Origin of the sequence: Pseudomonas sp. QC2 (assembly GCF_002859085.1) — a bacterium.
GTDB classification, from domain to species: domain Bacteria; phylum Pseudomonadota; class Gammaproteobacteria; order Pseudomonadales; family Pseudomonadaceae; genus Aquipseudomonas; species Aquipseudomonas petroselini.
The window spans coordinates 125,012-141,519 of sequence record NZ_PKKS01000019.1; the positions used below are offsets into that span (position 1 = coordinate 125,012).

The 16,508-nt window shown below is 60.4% G+C and carries 16 protein-coding genes; 4 read left to right on the forward strand and 12 right to left on the reverse strand.

The annotated features are described in order from the left end of the window. Window positions 1-13: 13 nt before the first annotated feature. Window positions 14-727, reverse strand: coding sequence for a 6-phosphogluconolactonase (gene pgl, locus QCBJ_RS18550; protein ID WP_093543163.1), 714 nt, complete (start codon window positions 725-727; stop codon window positions 14-16). Further along, window positions 714-2,180 carry a glucose-6-phosphate dehydrogenase gene (zwf, locus tag QCBJ_RS18555; RefSeq protein WP_015885549.1) on the reverse strand — a complete coding sequence of 489 codons (1,467 nt, stop codon included), beginning with the start codon at window positions 2,178-2,180 and terminating at the stop codon, window positions 714-716. Before zwf ends, pgl begins: the two co-directional genes overlap by 14 nt. Before the next feature lie 218 nt (window positions 2,181-2,398). Here zwf and QCBJ_RS18560 point away from each other — a divergent pair, with 218 nt between their 5' ends. Continuing rightward, window positions 2,399-3,259 carry a MurR/RpiR family transcriptional regulator gene (locus QCBJ_RS18560; protein WP_170039859.1) on the forward strand — a complete coding sequence of 287 codons (861 nt, stop codon included), beginning with the start codon at window positions 2,399-2,401 and terminating at the stop codon, window positions 3,257-3,259. A gap of 121 nt (window positions 3,260-3,380) precedes the next feature. Here QCBJ_RS18560 and QCBJ_RS18565 read toward each other — a convergent pair whose 3' ends face one another. The 10 genes from QCBJ_RS18565 to QCBJ_RS18610 all read right to left on the reverse strand — a co-directional run bounded on the left by QCBJ_RS18565 (window position 3,381) and on the right by QCBJ_RS18610 (window position 14,486). Next, a complete protein-coding gene (locus tag QCBJ_RS18565; RefSeq protein WP_046035480.1) occupies window positions 3,381-4,226 on the reverse strand; it encodes a D-hexose-6-phosphate mutarotase in 846 nt (281 codons plus the stop codon). Window positions 4,227-4,329: 103 nt separating this feature from the next. After that, entirely contained in the window at window positions 4,330-5,676 is a 1,347-nt protein-coding gene (locus QCBJ_RS18570; RefSeq protein WP_102061307.1) for a carbohydrate porin, read from the reverse strand. Window positions 5,677-5,760: 84 nt separating this feature from the next. After that, complete coding sequence (locus QCBJ_RS18575) at window positions 5,761-6,921, reverse strand: ABC transporter ATP-binding protein (RefSeq protein WP_015885552.1); 1,161 nt, start codon at window positions 6,919-6,921, stop codon at window positions 5,761-5,763. Between the two features lie 2 nt (window positions 6,922-6,923). Next, window positions 6,924-7,769 carry a carbohydrate ABC transporter permease gene (locus QCBJ_RS18580; RefSeq protein ID WP_102061308.1) on the reverse strand — a complete coding sequence of 282 codons (846 nt, stop codon included), beginning with the start codon at window positions 7,767-7,769 and terminating at the stop codon, window positions 6,924-6,926. After that, entirely contained in the window at window positions 7,762-8,670 is a 909-nt protein-coding gene (locus QCBJ_RS18585; protein WP_003175732.1) for a carbohydrate ABC transporter permease, read from the reverse strand. Before QCBJ_RS18585 ends, QCBJ_RS18580 begins: the two co-directional genes overlap by 8 nt. 142 nt (window positions 8,671-8,812) lie before the next feature. Next, window positions 8,813-10,099 carry an ABC transporter substrate-binding protein gene (locus tag QCBJ_RS18590; protein WP_046035482.1) on the reverse strand — a complete coding sequence of 429 codons (1,287 nt, stop codon included), beginning with the start codon at window positions 10,097-10,099 and terminating at the stop codon, window positions 8,813-8,815. Window positions 10,100-10,203: 104 nt separating this feature from the next. Then, window positions 10,204-11,466 carry an AGE family epimerase/isomerase gene (locus QCBJ_RS18595; RefSeq protein ID WP_102061309.1) on the reverse strand — a complete coding sequence of 421 codons (1,263 nt, stop codon included), beginning with the start codon at window positions 11,464-11,466 and terminating at the stop codon, window positions 10,204-10,206. Window positions 11,467-11,581: 115 nt separating this feature from the next. Continuing rightward, window positions 11,582-12,427, reverse strand: coding sequence for an ATPase (locus QCBJ_RS18600; RefSeq protein ID WP_102061310.1), 846 nt, complete (start codon window positions 12,425-12,427; stop codon window positions 11,582-11,584). A gap of 114 nt (window positions 12,428-12,541) precedes the next feature. Further along, on the reverse strand, window positions 12,542-13,540 hold the full coding sequence (locus QCBJ_RS18605; RefSeq protein WP_015885559.1) for an NAD(P)-dependent oxidoreductase: 999 nt from the start codon (window positions 13,538-13,540) through the stop codon (window positions 12,542-12,544). A gap of 52 nt (window positions 13,541-13,592) precedes the next feature. Further along, window positions 13,593-14,486, reverse strand: a complete 894-nt coding sequence (locus QCBJ_RS18610) for a LysR family transcriptional regulator ArgP (RefSeq protein WP_015885560.1) — start codon at window positions 14,484-14,486, stop codon at window positions 13,593-13,595. A gap of 96 nt (window positions 14,487-14,582) precedes the next feature. Between QCBJ_RS18610 and QCBJ_RS18615 the strand changes: the two genes are divergently transcribed. The 3 genes from QCBJ_RS18615 (at window position 14,583) to QCBJ_RS18625 (ending at window position 16,364) form a co-directional block, all read left to right on the forward strand. Beyond that, window positions 14,583-14,984: an ACT domain-containing protein gene (locus QCBJ_RS18615; protein WP_015885561.1), complete on the forward strand. Its 402-nt coding sequence runs from the start codon at window positions 14,583-14,585 to the stop codon at window positions 14,982-14,984. A gap of 5 nt (window positions 14,985-14,989) precedes the next feature. Next, window positions 14,990-15,589 carry a LysE/ArgO family amino acid transporter gene (locus tag QCBJ_RS18620; RefSeq protein WP_015885562.1) on the forward strand — a complete coding sequence of 200 codons (600 nt, stop codon included), beginning with the start codon at window positions 14,990-14,992 and terminating at the stop codon, window positions 15,587-15,589. 178 nt (window positions 15,590-15,767) lie between these two features. Continuing rightward, window positions 15,768-16,364 (forward strand): superoxide dismutase, encoded by a 597-nt coding sequence (locus QCBJ_RS18625; protein ID WP_003212997.1) that lies wholly within the window; start codon window positions 15,768-15,770, stop codon window positions 16,362-16,364. Window positions 16,365-16,508 lie beyond the last annotated feature (144 nt).

Sequence of the window (16,508 nt, forward strand, 5' to 3'; positions counted from 1 at the left end):
GCTGATCCTTGGCTCATGGGCACCAGTAAATCTCTAATGTGGGTTGCAAAAACGCGCGAATCGGCATGGCAGCAACGTCGTTGCTGGCCAGCGCGGCGCTCAAGGTGGTCAACTTCGAACTGCCGGAAATCGACAGCACGGTGTAGTTCGCCGTGGCCAGCAACGCGCGACTCATGGTCAGGCGCTGGTGCGGCACGGTCGGCGCCAGCATCGGCCAGCAACGGCGGGTACCGTCGGCCTGCAGTGCTTCAGCGAGGTTCGGACTGTTGGGAAACAGCGAAGCGGTGTGGCCGTCATCGCCCATGCCCAATACCAGCACATCAATGGCGGGCAGCTCGGCCAGCAGGCGATCGGCCTGTTCGGCGGCCTCTTCAAGGTTGGCCGCAGCGCTGTAGAGGCTGAGGAACTTGGCTTTAGCCGCCGGGCCTTGCAACAGGTTTGCTTTGAGCAAACCGGCGTTGCTGTCCGCGTGCTCCACCGGTACCCAGCGCTCATCGGCCAGGGTAACGGTGACCTTGGACCAGTCCAGGCCTTGCTTGGCCAGGTTCTGGAAAAACGCGACGGGGCTACGGCCGCCGGAGACGACCAGCGTCGCTTCGCCACGGGCACTGATGGCCTCACGCAGTTGTTCGGCCACGTCATTGGCCAGGCCGTCCGCCAACAAGGCAGGCGTACGGAACTCATGGGCCGTCACACCCTGAGGCAGTTTCAATTCAGATATCGCCATACCACGACCTCCCATCCCGCGTGATCAGTGCAATCGAGCTCATCGGCCCCCAGGAACCCGCCGCGTACGGCTTGGGCGCATCACCGGACTTTTTCCACCCGGCAATCAACTGGTCACACCACTTCCACGCGGCTTCGATTTCATCTTTGCGAACAAACAGGTTCTGATTGCCGCGCATCACTTCCAGCAACAACCGCTCGTAGGCATCCGGGATACGGGCGCTGCGGTAGGTGTCGGAAAAATTCAGTTGCAGCGGGCCGCTGCGCAGTTGCATGCCCTTGTCCAGGCCCTGCTCCTTGGTCATCACGCGCAAGGAAATACCTTCGTCCGGCTGCAGGCGGATGATCAGTTTGTTGCTGATCTGCAGGCGCTGCTCGGGGGCGAAGATGTAGTGGGACGGTTCCTTGAAGTGGATGACGATCTGCGACAGCTTTTGCGGCATACGCTTGCCGGTGCGCAGGTAGAACGGCACCCCGGCCCATCGCCAGTTGCGGATATCGGCACGCAGGGCGACGAAGGTCTCGGTGTCGCTCTGGGTGTTGGAGTTCTCTTCTTCCAGGTAACCCGGCACCGGCTTGCCGGCGCTGTAGCCGGCGATGTACTGGCCGCGTACCACTTGGGTGGTCAGGCCATCCGGGCTGATCGGCGCCAGGGCCTTGAGCACCTTGACCTTCTCGTCGCGGATGCTGTCGGCGGACAGGTCGGCCGGCGGGTCCATGGCGATCAGGCAAAGCAGTTGCAGCAGGTGGTTCTGGATCATGTCACGCAGCTGGCCGGCCTTGTCGAAATAGCCCCAACGGCCTTCGATACCGACCTGCTCGGCCACGGTGATTTCCACGTGGGAGATGTAGTTCTGGTTCCACTGGGTTTCGAACAGGCTGTTGGCGAAACGCAGGGCGATCAGGTTCTGGACGGTCTCTTTGCCCAGGTAGTGGTCGATGCGGTAGGTGCGGTTCTCCGGGAAAAACTGCGCCACGGCGTCGTTGACCTTGCGCGAGGACTCCAGGTCCGAACCGATGGGCTTTTCCAGCACCACGCGGGTGTTTTCCGCCAGGCCGACCTTCGACAGGTTCTCGCAGATCGCGCCGTACACCGCCGCCGGGGTGGCGAAGTAGGCGATCAGGCGTTGCGCAGTGCCGGCGATTTCCGCCAGGGCCACGTAGTCATCGGCTTTCATGAAGTCGACGTGAACATAGGTCAGGCGCGCCAGGAAACGCTGGGCGATAGTTTCGTCCAGTTCCTTGCCGACGTATTTGCGCAGTGCTTGTTCGATGTGCGCCAGGTGCTGCTGCTCGGAACCGGCTTCACGGGCCAGGGCCAGGATGCGCGTGTCGTCGTGCAGGAGCCCCGCGCCATCAAGTTGGTAGAGGGCAGGAAATAACTTGCGCAGCGCCAGATCACCCAAGGCGCCAAACAGGGCAAAGGTGCAGGGTTCTACGGTTATCGAAGGCATGATGTTTGTTCTTTTATCAAGTTAAGCTACAAATACCTTTTTTCAAGGCATCACTCAAGGAAAAATGTAGTAATAACCACAACATTTTCCCGAAATACGCATTCCGAGTGGTGGTGTTCAGCTACCCTCAGTAGGATAGGCCACCGCAAAAGACCACTTATCGATTGGTTACCACCCTAATTTGCATCGTCGCCCGAAGGAAAGACTGAATGGACCGCGTGCGAAATCTTCTGGAACAGATCCGGAACCGCCTCGAAGAATTGAACAAGGCCGAGAAAAAAGTCGCCGAGGTCATCCTGCTCAACCCGCAGCAGGCGACCCGCTTCTCCATTGCCGCCCTCGCCCAGGCTGCCTCGGTCAGTGAACCGACGGTCAACCGTTTCTGCCGTTCGTTCGGCGTGAGCGGTTACCCTGAACTGAAATTGCAGCTGGCGCAAAGCCTGGCCAGTGGCGCGGCGTATGTCAGCCGCGCTGTGGAGGCCGATGATAACCCTGAGGCCTACACCCAGAAGATCTTTGGCAGCGCCATTGCGTCCCTGGACAGCGCCTGCCAGGCCCTGGACCCGGCGCTGATCAGCAAGGCCGTGGACCTGTTGATCCAGGCACGGCAAATCCACTTCTTCGGCCTGGGCGCTTCGGCCCCGGTGGCCATGGATGCGTTGCACAAGTTTTTCCGCTTCAACCTGGCCGTGACCGCGCACGCGGACGTGCTGATGCAGCGCATGATCGCGTCGGTGGCGCACACGGGCGAGTTGTTCGTGATCATTTCCTACACCGGGCGTACCCGTGAGCTGGTGGAAGTGGCGCGTATCGCGCGGGAAAACGGCGCGTCAGTGCTGGGCGTGACGGCCGAGAACTCACCGCTGGCCAAGGCCAGTACCGTGAGCCTGAACATTCCGCTGCCGGAAGACACCGACATCTATATGCCGATGACCTCGCGGATCATCCAATTGACGGTGCTGGATGTGCTGGCAACCGGCATGACCTTGCGCCGTGGCGTGGATTTCCAGCCGCATTTGCGCAAGATCAAAGAGAGCTTGAATGACAGCCGGTATCCGGTGGGCGACGAGTTCAACTGAGCAAGGCTGTGTGTTGGTTTCACTGGCCTCATCGGGGGCAAGCCCCCTCCCACATTTGAAGGTATTCACAAATTAAACTGTGGGAGGGGGCTTGCCCCCGATGAGGCCATCAACCACATCGCTAAACCCCAGCCCGCGCCTGCAAACTGAGATGCGCCCGCTCCCCCGGCGCCAAACTCGCCCCCGCCATCGCCGACTCCACGCACACAAACCCCGACGCCTCGTTAAAGCTCACGCCTAACAACGGCCGACTGCCTGGGTGCCACACCACCGTGTCGGCGCTGTCGCCGGTGTCGATGCACAGTTCGCGCTGCCAGGCGTGGTCCTTGAGTTGCAATTCGCCTTCGTGATGGAACACCCGCTGGCACCCGCCCTCCACCCGCAGCTCGCCTTCCTGCTGGCAAACCTGGCGATTGAGCTGGTCGTAACCTTGTGCACCGTCGAGCCCAGACAGCGCTACCTCGTCAACGTGACCAATACGCCAGTAAGCGTGCAACGCATGGCTCAATTGGCACGGCAGCTCGTCCTGATGCTCGGTGCTCAGGCGCAATTCCAGGGTGTCGCCCAAGTGCGCGTGCAGGTCGACCTGCCAGTCGCACAGCTGCAATTGCCAGTGCAGGCGCACGCCGTCATCGTCGGTGCTGCTGTCGAGCAGTTTCCAGTCGATCAAGCGCGCCCAGCCATGGGACGGCCAGGCATTCTCACTCGGATGGCGGCCATACCACGGCCAGCACACCGGTACGCCACCACGGATGGCGCCAACTTGCGGCCACTTGGCTGCACACCACAGCCAGGGTTTTTGGCCACGGGGCTGGAAATGCAACAGTTGCGCGCCCTGGCGACTGAACACCGCCTGGCACAGCGGGTGGTCGATCACCAGCACGTCGCGCATCTGGAAGCGCTCCCAGGCGAACACAGGACGCTCGCGCAGGGATTTGAAAAAGCGTTGCAGCGGTTGCTCATGCATGTGCCACGGTCCTGAATATCTTCACAATGCAACCCAAAAAAAAGCGGATAGCCATGGCTACCCGCAAAATGCGCACAGAGAGAAGGAGCTTATCGCAACAGCGTTAGAACGTAGACTGAATTTTCAGGCCCGCCACCAGCGCGTTGTCGACTTTATCCACGCCGCCCGGTTGGACGACGTATTGCAGGTTGGGACGCACGGTCAGCCAGTTGGTGACGTGGAAGCCGTAGTTGATTTCGAAGTTGTACTCGGTTTCGCGGATCGGCGAGAACAGCGCGTTGTCGTAGTCGTTCACGCCATTGGCGACGTTGAGCAGTTCGGCGTTTTTCTTCACGTCGTCGTTGACGTGCAGACGTGCGGCACCAATACCCACGTCGTCTTTTGGACGCGCATCGAATGGGCCTTTGTACACCAGCATCAACGACTGGTAGTTATCGACCAGGTTGGTTTCTTTGTCGTGGAAGGTCGCGTTAGCCGCGATGTTCAGGCCACGCGAAGCGTCGCCGTTGTGCGTGGTGAGTTGTTGTTGGGCAACGAACCAGTAGCCTTTCTTGCTGCTGCGGGTACGGTATGCAGCACGCGTGGTGGCGGCATCGTTGCCGTTCACGTCTTCACGTACGTCAGCGGCATCGGCGGCACTTTTGTAGTAACCCACACGGTATTCGCCCGGCAGGTTATTAACCTTCGGCGACCAGACCAATTCCACCGGAATCACGGTACCTTTGGTGCCGCTGCCGCTGAGCTTGAAGCCATTGCCGTGCTCGAGCTGCGATGGGTTCTGGTTGTACGCACCGATTTGCGCATACAGCTCAGGCGTGATGTTGTATTTCACGCGGATCGCGGCTTGGCTGACGGGCCAGTTGTACCAGGTGTTCACATAGTTACCGACCTGCGAGCCGCAGAACGACAGGTTCTGGAAGTCGCATGGGAAGGTGTTGAAGTCTTCGCCTTCACCGAAGTAACCGAGTTTCACGTCCAACTTGTTGTCGAACATCTGGTGCTGGATCCAGAACTGGGTCAGACGCACCATGTGGCCACGGCCGTAGACTTCCATGGAGGAACTCAGCGTGCCGGCACGCGGGTCGCCAATGCGGTCGTTGGAGATGTTCTGGCCATTACGGTTGGTAAACTGGATCTTGGCCTGGGTGTTATCCCAGCCCCACAGCTTTTGCAGGTCCAGTGCTACGCCCAGACCGAACTGGTCAGAGTAACGGCCGGTCCTGTCGTCGTTGTAGCCGCCGCGCAGGTTGGCGCCCATTTCCCCTACGTAGTCAGCCTTGATGTCGATACCTTGCTCGATCAGCTTGGTACGCTCACCACCCCAATCGCCGGTCATCCACTTGGAGTCGGCACTGAATGCATCGGCCGCCATCGCATTGGCGGACAAAACCAGGGCTGCTGCAGCTGACATTTGGCAGATCAGCCGAGTGTTGTTGTGTTGCTTTTTCATCCCTACATCCTCGTCTTTATTGTTATTAAACTGTTTTTATCTAACGCGGGTTACTTTTTTATTTAAAACAACAACTTAGCTGCTTCAGCGGCCTTTGAATTGGGCCACGTTGTCGGCATGCCCCTGTGCGGGCAATGAAGAAGCAGTGCCTAGGCGTTCGCCAGTGTTGGCGTCGAACAGCAATACCTTGGCCGGATCAAATTGCAGGGTCAGGGTCTCGCCGACCTGGGGCGCCACATCCGGCGCCAAACGGCAGCAGACCTTGGTGTCATTGAGCTGCACGAACACCAGGGTGTCCGGACCGGTCGGTTCGGTGACCTGGACTTCAGCGCGAATGCTCGACGAACCGTTGCCCTCACCCGCCGCCAACACGATCTGCTCCGGGCGCAGGCCCAGAATCACATCACGGTCCTCCAGGCCTGCGTCGTTCATGCCCAACGGCAATTCGCAACGGGCCTGGCCGCTGTCGAGCAGCGCGACCAAACGACCTTCCTTGCGTTTTAGGCGCATAGGAACGAAGTTCATTGGTGGTGAACCGATAAAGCTTGCCACAAACAGGTTGGCCGGGTCGTTGTAAATTTCTTTCGGCGTGCCGAATTGTTGGATGATGCCGTCCTTCATCACCGCCACTTTGTCGCCCAGGGTCATCGCTTCGATCTGATCGTGGGTCACGTAGACCGTGGTGGTCTTGAGGCGCTGGTGCATCAGTTTCATTTCGGTGCGCATCTCGACGCGCAGCTTGGCGTCGAGGTTGGACAGCGGCTCGTCGAACAGGTAGATCTTCGGCCGGCGCGCCAGGGCACGGCCCATGGCCACGCGCTGTTGCTGGCCGCCGGAGAGCTGGCCCGGCTTGCGGTTGAGCAGGTGTTCGATCTGCAGCAGCTTGGCCACGCGCGCCACTTCGGCGTCGATGTCCGCCTGGGCCATCTTGCGGATCTTGAGGCCGAACTCGATGTTCTGGCGCACGCTCATGGTCGGGTACAGCGCGTAGGACTGGAACACCATGGCGATGTCACGGTCCTTGGGGCTCATGCCGCTCACGTCCTGGTCGCCGATCATGATCGCGCCGCCGGTGATGGTTTCCAGGCCGGCGATGCAGTTCATCAGCGTGGATTTACCGCACCCCGAAGGGCCGACCAGGATCAGGAACTCGCCTTCCTTGATCGACAGTTCGATGTTCTTCAAGGTGTCGGGCAGGCCGGCGCCATAGGTCTTGTTTACATTGCGAAGTTCAAGCGTAGCCATGATTACCCCTTGACCGCGCCGGCCGTGAGGCCGCGCACGAAATACTTGCCTGCGATCACATAGACCAGCAGGGTCGGCAGCCCGGCGATCATCGCCGCCGCCATATCCACGTTATATTCCTTGGCCCCGGTGCTGGTGTTGACCAGGTTGTTCAGCGCCACCGTGATGGGCTGGGAGTCGCCGCTGGAGAACACCACACCGAACAGGAAGTCGTTCCAGATCTGGGTGAACTGCCAGATCAGGCAGACCATGATGATCGGAGTGGACATCGGCAGAATGATCTGACGGAAGATGGTGAAGAAACCGGCGCCGTCCAGGCGTGCCGCCTTGATCAGCGCATCCGGAATGCTCACGTAGTAGTTACGGAAGAACAGCGTGGTGAACGCCAGGCCGTAGACCACGTGCACAAACACCAGGCCGGTGGTGCTGCTGGCCAGGCCCATCTTGCCGAGGGTGAACGACGCCGGCAGCAGTACGGTCTGGAACGGCAGGAAGCAGCCGAACAGCAGCAAACCGAAGAACAGCTGCGAACCACGGAAGCGCCAGAACGACAGCACATAACCGTTCAACGCACCGATGGCGGTGGAGATCAGCACAGCGGGAACGGTGATCTTGATCGAGTTCCAGAAGTAGCCATCCACGGTGGCCCAGGCCTTGACCCAGCCGATGCCGGAGACCACGGTCGGCCAGCTCAGCAGGTTGCCGGTGCTGATGTCTTCCGGGGTCTTGAAGCTGGTCAGCAGCATCACCACCAGCGGCACCAGGTACAGCAGCACGGCGAGGATCAGCACCGCGTAGATCGCGATGCGACTCAGGCTGATGGCAGGTTTGGAGGCGAGACTAGTCATTACGTTTGGTCCTCAGCTCGGAATAGAGGTAAGGCACGATGATCGCGAGGATCGCACCGAGCATCAGGATTGCACTGGCCGAGCCCATGCCCATCTGGCCACGGCTGAAGGTGAACGAGTACATGAACATCGCTGGCAGGTCGGACGAGTAGCCCGGGCCGCCGGCCGTCATCGCCGCCACCAGGTCGAAGCTCTTGATCGCAATGTGCGCCAGGATCATCACCGCACTGAAGAACACCGGACGCAGGCTTGGCAGCACCACGCTCCAGTAGATGCGCGGCAGGCTCGCACCGTCGATCTGTGCGGCACGGATGATCGATTGATCAACGCCACGCAGGCCGGCGAGGAACATCGCCATGATGAAGCCCGAGGCTTGCCAGACGGCGGCGATCACCAGGCAGTAGACCACGCGGTCCGGGTCGATCAGCCAGTCGAGACGGAAGCCTTCCCAGCCCCAGTCACGCAGGAGTTTGTCCAGGCCCATGCCCGGGTTGAGCAGCCATTTCCAGGCGGTACCGGTGACGATCATCGAGAGCGCCATCGGGTACAGGTAAATGGTGCGGATAAAGCCTTCACGACGGATTTTCTGGTCGAGGAAGATCGCCAGTGTCACGCCGATGACCAAGGTGATACCGATAAACATCCCGCCGAACAAGGCCAGGTTTTTGCTCGCGACCCACCAGCGATCGTTGTCGAACAAGCGCTCGTACTGTGCAAGCCCTGCCCATTTGTAACTCGGCAGGAACGTCGATGTGGTGAACGACAGTACAAACGTCCACAGGATGTAGCCGTAAAAGCCCACCAACACGATGAACATGCTGGGCGCCAGCACCAGTTTGGGTAGCCAGCGCTGCAGTGCATCGAACGGCGAGGCTTTGCTGAACACAGCAACAGAACTCATGGGAAAATCCAGTACAGGGAAAAAGGACTACAGCCTGTCGGAGCCAGTGTGTTGTGGCGAAGGCGCTCCGCCTTTGGGGGTGCTTCGCACCCCAGCGGGAGCAAGCTCCCTCGCCACAGCAATCCGACTCCTACAAAAGGTGTTACTTGGCAGACTTGATCGCAGCGCCGAGTTTCTTGGCGGTGTCGGCCGGGTCGGCTTTCGGGTCGTTGATGTAGTTGGTCACGACATCAAAGAACGCACCTTGCACAGCCAGGGTGGTGGCCATGTTGTGCGCCATGCTTGGCTGCAGGCCGCCGGTCTTGGCGTCTGCCAGGAAGTCCTTGGCGGCAGTCTGGGCACAAGAGTCAAAGCCGAGCTTGTCCATTTCATTGAGCATGTCGGTACGAACCGGGATCGAGCCTTTGTTGATGCTGAAGACTTTCTGGAAGTTTTCACCCAGCACGACCTTGGCAATGTCCTGCTGACCCGCAGCCGTGCCTTTGTCTTTCTGCTTGAACACCGCCAGGGAGTCGATGTTGTAGGTGAAGGCTTTGTCGGTGCCTGGGAAGGCTACGCACTCGTAGTCTTTGCCAGCGACTTTCTTGGCGGCCGTCCATTCGGACTTGGCCCAGTCACCCATGATCTGCATGCCGGCCTTGCCGTTGATAACCTTGCCCGCTTCGAGGTTCCAGTCCTGGCCTTTGCCGTCGACGTCCATGTAGGTCGCGACTTTTTTCAGCTCAGTCAGGGCCTTGACCATTTCCGGACCGGTCAGCGCGCCGTTATCCAGGTCGACCAGGGCTTTTTTGTAGCCCTCTGCGCCCATCACCGACAGGACGACGGCTTCGAACACCGTGCTGTCCTGCCACGGCTGGCCACCGTGGGCGAGCGCGATGAAGCCGGCTTTCTTCAGCTTGTCGCCCGCGGCGTAGAATTCTTCGAGGGTGGTCGGGTTCTTGGTGATACCGGCTTTCTTGAAGACTTCCGGGTTGATCCACAGCCAGTTCACGCGGTGGATGTTGACCGGTACGGCGACGTAGTCACCGTCGTACTTCACGGTATCGGAGACTTTCTTGTCGAGCAGGGAGTCCCACTTTTCTTCTTTGGCGACGTCTTTGAGCACGTCGGTGTCGAGCAGGCCGGTAGACGCCCATTCCTGGATGTCGGGGCCTTTGATCTGGGCAACGCCTGGCGGGTTGCCGGCGACCGCGCGGCTTTTCAGCACGGTCATAGCCGTGGCGCCACCGCCACCTGCGACGGCACCGTCTTTCCAGGTGAAGCCGTCTTTCTCAACTTGGGCCTTCAGGACATCTACAGCCGCCTTCTCACCACCCGAGGTCCACCAATGCACAACTTCAACCGTCCCTTTCGAGTCGGCGGCAAATGCACTGAGGGGAAACAACGAGGCAATGGAAATAGCGACGGCGAGGCGATTAATCGCGTTCATCTGAGTACCTTTTCTTGTTGTTATGCATGCAAGTCTTAAGCTTGCGCTGCACGGAGTTTAAACATGGATTTTTGAGGCGCAGGTAACAAAGGGATGCACAAATGTCACCAACTGGTGACATAAAGCCCAGCCCCGATGGCACTGGCCATACTCGGTGCCAAGGGCAGTGCAGGCAGCACGACCGCTTGCCAAGCATGGTACAGGTCTGGCTTGCCGCCCCAGATGTTGCTGCTGGGTTGGTTGTGCGGGCTGAGTTCGTGGTGCCAACTGCCGTGGAGACGGTCGATAAAGTGGGCCTCGCAAAACTCCCAGAAACGCCGGTACCAGGTTTCGTAATGCAACTCGCCCGTGCGCTTGAGCAACGCCTGGGCAGCGGCGCTGGCTTCGGCATGGGTCCAGTGCAGGCGTTCACGCACCACTGGGCGATGATGGTTCCAGTCCAGCGTGTAGACGATGCCGGGGGCGCCATCCACTGCCCAGGCGTATTCACAGGCACTGGCGAACAAGCCCTTGGCGTCAGTCACCAACCATTCAGGTGTGACGAGCCCGGCTTGCAGGCGCGCCGCCTCCAGGTGCAGCACCAGCCGCGCCCACTCGAAGCCGTGGCCGGGGGTAATGCCATAGGGACGAAAGCCATCGGCGGGGTTGTCTTCGTTGTAGCCGAGCAAAGGTTGCCAATGAACGTCGAAATGCTCGATCACCATGAACTGGTTACCGGCGGCGTGGGTGTGGATCACACGCTCGACGATCCGCAGCGCGCGGTCCAGCCAGCGCGTATCACCGGTCACATCGGCGAGGGCGAGGAAGGCCTCGGTGGCGTGCATGTTGCTGTTGGCGCCGCGGTAGGCCTCGACGCCGCTCCAGTCCTGGGCAAACGACTCGAGCATCACGCCCTCCTCCTCGCTCCAGAAAAACTGGTCGATGATAGGGATGGCGTCGTTCAGCAGGGTGCGCGCGCCAGGAGCGCCGGCCACAACCGCAGAGCTGGCGGCCAGGGCGACAAAGGCGTGCAGGTAAGCGGCCTTGCCACGGTTACCATCGAGGGCGTGGGGCGCGGCGAACCAGCCGCCATGCTCAGCATCGCGTAATGGGCCGTTGAGGCAGGCAACCCCGTGTTCAACCAGCTCGGCATAACCGGGCAACCCCATGGCGTGGGCCATGGCGAAGCTGTGGGTCATGCGGGCGGTGTTCATGGTTTCGGCGCGAGCATCGGCCGCCAATTGGCCTTTATCGTTCAGGTTGCCGAAGCCGTCGGGCAGTCGAGAAGCTTTGGCAAACGCCAGCAGACGCTGGCCTTCGGCGGCGAGCCAGGCGTGATGAGCAGCCGCGTTCAGCCAACTGCTGGCAGGCAGTGGTTGCGTGGTCATGGGTGGCCCTTATTATTTTTTGTGGGATGAACGGAGTCTAAACAAGGGCACGGTGGGGGCAAGTAACGAAGGGGAAGGGAAATGTCACCGGATGGTGACATTTGCCGTTACACCCTTATTGACCGAGGGGCGTGATCTTCGCCGGCGCGTTGAGTTGCTGGTTGAGGGTCTGCACCTGGCTTTGCAACGTGGTGATATTGCGCGTGGTCTGGATGCGGAACACATCAAACTCTTTATTGGTGGGCGCATCGCTGTTGACCGGCTGGTTATCCTGCGCGCTTTTGAGCACTACCAGATCCTGCTCGATACGGGCGATGGCCGCACTGGGGTTGCCCTGTTTCTTCAAGGCCGCCACGTCAGCGGAAAGCTCCTTGATTTCGCTATCGCGCTTGCTCGCATCACCTTGCGCCGCCTTGAGCGTTGCCACAGCATCGGTCAGGGCCTGGACCTGGCCTTGCAGCTTGCTGTTGGCGTTGGACAGCTCAGTGGTGCTGGCCGTCATTTGCGCCAGGCGCTTATCCAACTCGGTCGCCTGGCCGGCCACGCCGACTTGCTGTTTACCCTGCTCCAGCAACTGGCTTTCAAGTTGCTTGATCTGCAGTTTCAGCGCCTCGCTGCCATTGTTGACGCTGGCTTCACTGGCCACCACCTTGCCGGAAATATCCTGCAGGCGCCCCGCCGCTTCTTCGCTGATGCGCGCAAAGCTTTCCTGGGTGGCAACCAACTGCTGGCCCATCAAGGAGATCTGCTGGAAGCTCCACCAGGCCAGGCCCGCAAAGGCGATCAGCAACGCGCCGATCAAGGCCCACAATGGGCCGGTGCTGGCGCTCTTGACCTTGACCACCTTGGTTGTGCGTGACCGCACCGAGGTGGCGGGAGAAGGCTCGAAATCATCATCATCCCCGACATCGGCCCGCAGGCTGGGAACGTTGTCGAAGTCGTCTTTAGCATCGTTGCGCATGAATCAACCCTGAATCGGTGAAATGGCGAGCGACGGGAGTATAAACCGTGATCCCGGCGCACTGATCGACCCGGAACGCCGAAATCGGTTCCCGAAGTGTTGCCTGTTGTGTGCTTACTGGATCCCCGGCGCCTGGGCTTTCCACCAACTGCAGAACTCGTCGAGGGCGGTCCACAGGCTGACCTTGGGCTCATAGTCCAGATAATGCCTGGCACGGCTGATGTCGAGGGTGAAATCTTTGTTCATGACTTGCATGCCCAGGCGAGACAACGCGGGTTCCGGCCGCCCCGGCCACATCGCGCAGAAAGCTTCGTTAAGTGCCGCCACGCTGTAGGACAGGCCGTAGGACCGATACCGCGTCACCTGCGGCATTTCCATCTGGCGCATCACATAGTTCACCACATCCCACACCGGCACTGGCGCACCGTTGCTGATGTTGTAGGCCTTCCCGAGTGCCGAGCCGGGGGCAAGCAGACTGCTGAGCAGCGCCTCGTTGAGGTTGTGCACGCTGGTGAAGTCGACCTTGTTCAGCCCGTCGCCGACGATCGCCAGGCGGTTCTTGCGCTGCATTTTCAGCAACCGCGGGAAGATACTCATGTCACCTGCGCCCGTCACGAAGCGCGGGCGCAAGGCCAGTACCTCGAGGCCGAACTCCTGGGCGCCGAACACCTTCTGCTCGGCCAGGTATTTGGTGGCGGCATAGGGGTGCTTGAAACGCTTGGGAACTTGTTCTTCGGTCACGCCCAGATGATCGCGGCCATCAAAGTAGATCGACGGTGACGACAGGTGGACCAACCGGCCGACGCGCTGCTTGAGGCAGGCTTCGACGACGTTCTCGGTAACGAGCACATTGCCTTGGTGGAAGTCCTGGTAACGCCCCCACAGCCCAACGGCGCCCGCGCAATGCACCACGGCTTCGACATCGCGGCACAGGTCACGCACCAGCGCGGCGTCATTCAAATCACCCTGGATAAACTCGGCGCCGCGCCTGACCAGGTGTTCCACACCTTCGGCGCGTCGCCCGTTGACCCGTACGTCCAGGCCCTGCTCCAAAGCGAAACGCGCAAAGCGCCCGCCAATGAAGCCGCTTGCGCCGGTGACCAGAATCTTCATGTATTACCCCGTGTTCTTTCATTTTTCATCGCTGTTGCCTTGACGCGCGCCATCACTCCAACGGCACCAACCATTGACCACACGCCTGGGCCAGGTGGTCGGTCAACAAGCCCAGCAGTTGCCCGCCACTGCGCCAATGATGCCAGTACAACGGCACATCGATGGGCTTATCTGGCAATAACTCGACCAATAGGCCCTTTTCCAGTTGGTCACGTACCTGCAATTCCGGCACCAGCCCCCAGCCCAGCCCCGCTTCCGTCAGGCGGATAAAACCTTCGGAGGATGGGCATAAATGGTGCTCGAACCCGCCGTCCACACCGAGGGATGCCAGGTAGCGGTGTTGCAGGAAATCATCCGGACCGAAGACCAAGGCCGGCGTACGCGCCAGTTGGTCCGCGCGCACGCCGTGCGCAAAGTGCCGGGCAATAAAGGCCGGACTGGCCAACGCGCGATAGCGCATGGCCCCCAGCAAGAGGCTGCGCGCGCCCGCCACCGGGCGCTCGCTGGCGCAGATACAGGCCGCCACCTCCCCGGCGCGCATGCGCTTGAGGCCCACGGTCTGGTCCTCTACAACCAGGTCCAGCAGCAGATGCTGCTCGGCGCAAAAACCGCTGACAGCCTCGGCCCACCAAGTGGCAAGGCTGTCGGCGTTCAACGCGATGCGCAGGCGCTCAGGCATGCCTTCGTCGTCCAGCGCCGGCACCTGGCTTTGCAGGTCACGTTCCAGCAGGCGCACCTGTTGCACGTGGTTGAGCAGACGCCGGCCGATATCGGTGGGCGTCGGCGGCGTGGCGCGCACCAGTACCGGCTGGCCGATACGCGCTTCCAGCAACTTGATGCGCTGGGAGATCGCCGATTGCGAAAGGCCCAGGACTTGAGCGGCACGCTCGAAGCCCGCTTGTTCCACCACCGCCGCCAGCGCGGAAAGCAATTTATAGTCGAACATCAGTTTCTCTAATGAGCGATCAGCAATATTTGTTTTTCTTATACAGCCTGCCTCACGAGAATAGCCAGCATCGCTTCTCTTTATAAGGAATCTCCCATGGCTGGCGAAACCGCTCTGGCAACCCTGCTGCGCAGCATGAGCCCCCATCTCAACGACGGTGACTATGTGTTCTGCACCCTGCCCGATCACCGAATTCCTGCCGGTTGCGAGGTGATCGGCAGTTTCCGCGAGCAGGAAGGCCTGACGCTGATCCTCGAACGCCAGCACGCGCAACAGGCCGGGCTGGCGTTTGACTATGTCGCCGCGTGGATCACCTTGAATGTGCACTCGGCCCTGGACGCCGTGGGCCTGACCGCCGCGGTCGCCAGTGCACTGGGCAACGCCGGCATCAGTTGCAACGTGATTGCCGGCTATTACCACGATCACCTGTTCGTTGGCCGTGCCGATGCCCAGCGCGCCCTACAGGTGTTGCAACAACTGGCAGCGGACGCGGAGTAAATCCTATGTGGCAGAGTTATCTGAACGGTCTGCTGGTAGCCCTCGGCCTGATCATGGCCATCGGCACCCAGAATGCTTTTGTATTGGCGCAAAGCCTGCGCCGTGAACATCATTTGCCCGTGGCGGCGCTGTGCGTGGTGTGCGATGCACTGCTGGTGGCTGCCGGGGTGTTCGGTTTGGCGACGGTGCTGGCGCAAAGCCCGGTGCTGCTGGCGGTCGCACGTTGGGGTGGCGCGGCGTTTCTGCTCTGGTACGGGACGTGCGCACTGCGCCGGGCCTGTTCGAAACAGAGCCTGGACCAGGCGGATAATCTCAAGGTGCGCTCACTGCGTGCGGTGCTGCTGAGCGCGTTGGCCGTCACGCTGCTCAACCCTCACGTGTACCTGGACACCGTGTTGCTGATTGGCTCACTCGGCGCCCAACAAACCGAGCCCGGCGCCTATGTGGCCGGTGCCGCCAGCGCTTCGTTGCTGTGGTTCTCCACCCTGGCGCTCGGCGCGGCGTGGCTGGCACCCTGGCTGGCACGCCCTGCCACCTGGCGTCTGCTGGACCTGTTGGTGGCAGTGATGATGTTCAGCGTGGCCTATCAATTGATCAGCGCTTGATGAATATTCCAAAACGCTCTGGAACCTCTATCCCACACAGTTGTTGCGTGGTTTTGCCGCACCCCCGGTGCTATGATCCGGACCCTGCGCCGCAAAGAGTACAAACTCCCCGGCGCTTGTTTGGCCGCCCGTGATCGGCCTTGCGCTCACCGCAACTGACCTGATTAGGAGAATCATCATGGCTTTCGAATTGCCGCCGCTGCCCTACGCACACGATGCCCTGCAGCCGCACATTTCCAAGGAAACCTTGGAATACCACCACGACAAGCACCACAACACCTATGTCGTGAACCTGAACAACCTGGTCCCAGGTACCGAGTTCGAAGGCAAGACCCTGGAAGAGATCGTCAAATCCTCTTCGGGCGGTATCTTCAACAACGCCGCTCAGGTCTGGAACCACACCTTCTACTGGAACTGCCTGGCGCCAAACGCCGGCGGTCAACCCACCGGCGCGCTGGCTGAAGCCATCAACGCTGCGTTCGGTTCGTTCGACAAGTTCAAGGAAGAGTTCACCAAGACGTCCGTCGGCACCTTCGGTTCCGGTTGGGGCTGGCTGGTGAAAAAGGCTGACGGTTCCCTGGCCCTGGCCAGCACCATCGGCGCCGGCAACCCGCTGACCAGCGGCGACACCCCGCTGCTGACTTGCGACGTGTGGGAACACGCTTACTACATCGACTACCGCAACGTGCGTCCAAAGTATGTGGAAGCGTTCTGGAACCTGGTCAACTGGAAGTTCGTGGCTGAGCAGTTCGAAGGCAAGACCTTCACTGCCTAAGCAACGCTTGCAGTAGAAAGAGCCCGGCATTGCCGGGCTTTTTTGTGGCTGTTCCACAACGTCGACCTGCCCAGAATCGTGGAACCCGCGGAAGGGAAACTGCCACCCATCCAGTGAGAGGAATAACCCTCCCACACGCTTCTG

What these genes read in the sequence shown, in the direction of transcription:
- pgl (WP_093543163.1), bottom strand. Translation starts at nt 727, where the DNA reads ATGGCGATATCTGAATTGAAACTGCCTCAGGGTGTGACGGCCCATGAG.
- zwf (WP_015885549.1), bottom strand. Translation starts at nt 2,180, where the DNA reads ATGCCTTCGATAACCGTAGAACCCTGCACCTTTGCCCTGTTTGGCGCC.
- QCBJ_RS18565 (WP_046035480.1), bottom strand. Translation starts at nt 4,226, where the DNA reads ATGCATGAGCAACCGCTGCAACGCTTTTTCAAATCCCTGCGCGAGCGT.
- QCBJ_RS18570 (WP_102061307.1), bottom strand. Translation starts at nt 5,676, where the DNA reads ATGAAAAAGCAACACAACAACACTCGGCTGATCTGCCAAATGTCAGCT.
- QCBJ_RS18575 (WP_015885552.1), bottom strand. Translation starts at nt 6,921, where the DNA reads ATGGCTACGCTTGAACTTCGCAATGTAAACAAGACCTATGGCGCCGGC.
- QCBJ_RS18580 (WP_102061308.1), bottom strand. Translation starts at nt 7,769, where the DNA reads ATGACTAGTCTCGCCTCCAAACCTGCCATCAGCCTGAGTCGCATCGCG.
- QCBJ_RS18585 (WP_003175732.1), bottom strand. Translation starts at nt 8,670, where the DNA reads ATGAGTTCTGTTGCTGTGTTCAGCAAAGCCTCGCCGTTCGATGCACTG.
- QCBJ_RS18590 (WP_046035482.1), bottom strand. Translation starts at nt 10,099, where the DNA reads ATGAACGCGATTAATCGCCTCGCCGTCGCTATTTCCATTGCCTCGTTG.
- QCBJ_RS18595 (WP_102061309.1), bottom strand. Translation starts at nt 11,466, where the DNA reads ATGACCACGCAACCACTGCCTGCCAGCAGTTGGCTGAACGCGGCTGCT.
- QCBJ_RS18600 (WP_102061310.1), bottom strand. Translation starts at nt 12,427, where the DNA reads ATGCGCAACGATGCTAAAGACGACTTCGACAACGTTCCCAGCCTGCGG.
- QCBJ_RS18605 (WP_015885559.1), bottom strand. Translation starts at nt 13,540, where the DNA reads ATGAAGATTCTGGTCACCGGCGCAAGCGGCTTCATTGGCGGGCGCTTT.
- QCBJ_RS18610 (WP_015885560.1), bottom strand. Translation starts at nt 14,486, where the DNA reads ATGTTCGACTATAAATTGCTTTCCGCGCTGGCGGCGGTGGTGGAACAA.
- QCBJ_RS18615 (WP_015885561.1), top strand. Translation starts at nt 14,583, where the DNA reads ATGGCTGGCGAAACCGCTCTGGCAACCCTGCTGCGCAGCATGAGCCCC.
- QCBJ_RS18620 (WP_015885562.1), top strand. Translation starts at nt 14,990, where the DNA reads ATGTGGCAGAGTTATCTGAACGGTCTGCTGGTAGCCCTCGGCCTGATC.
- QCBJ_RS18625 (WP_003212997.1), top strand. Translation starts at nt 15,768, where the DNA reads ATGGCTTTCGAATTGCCGCCGCTGCCCTACGCACACGATGCCCTGCAG.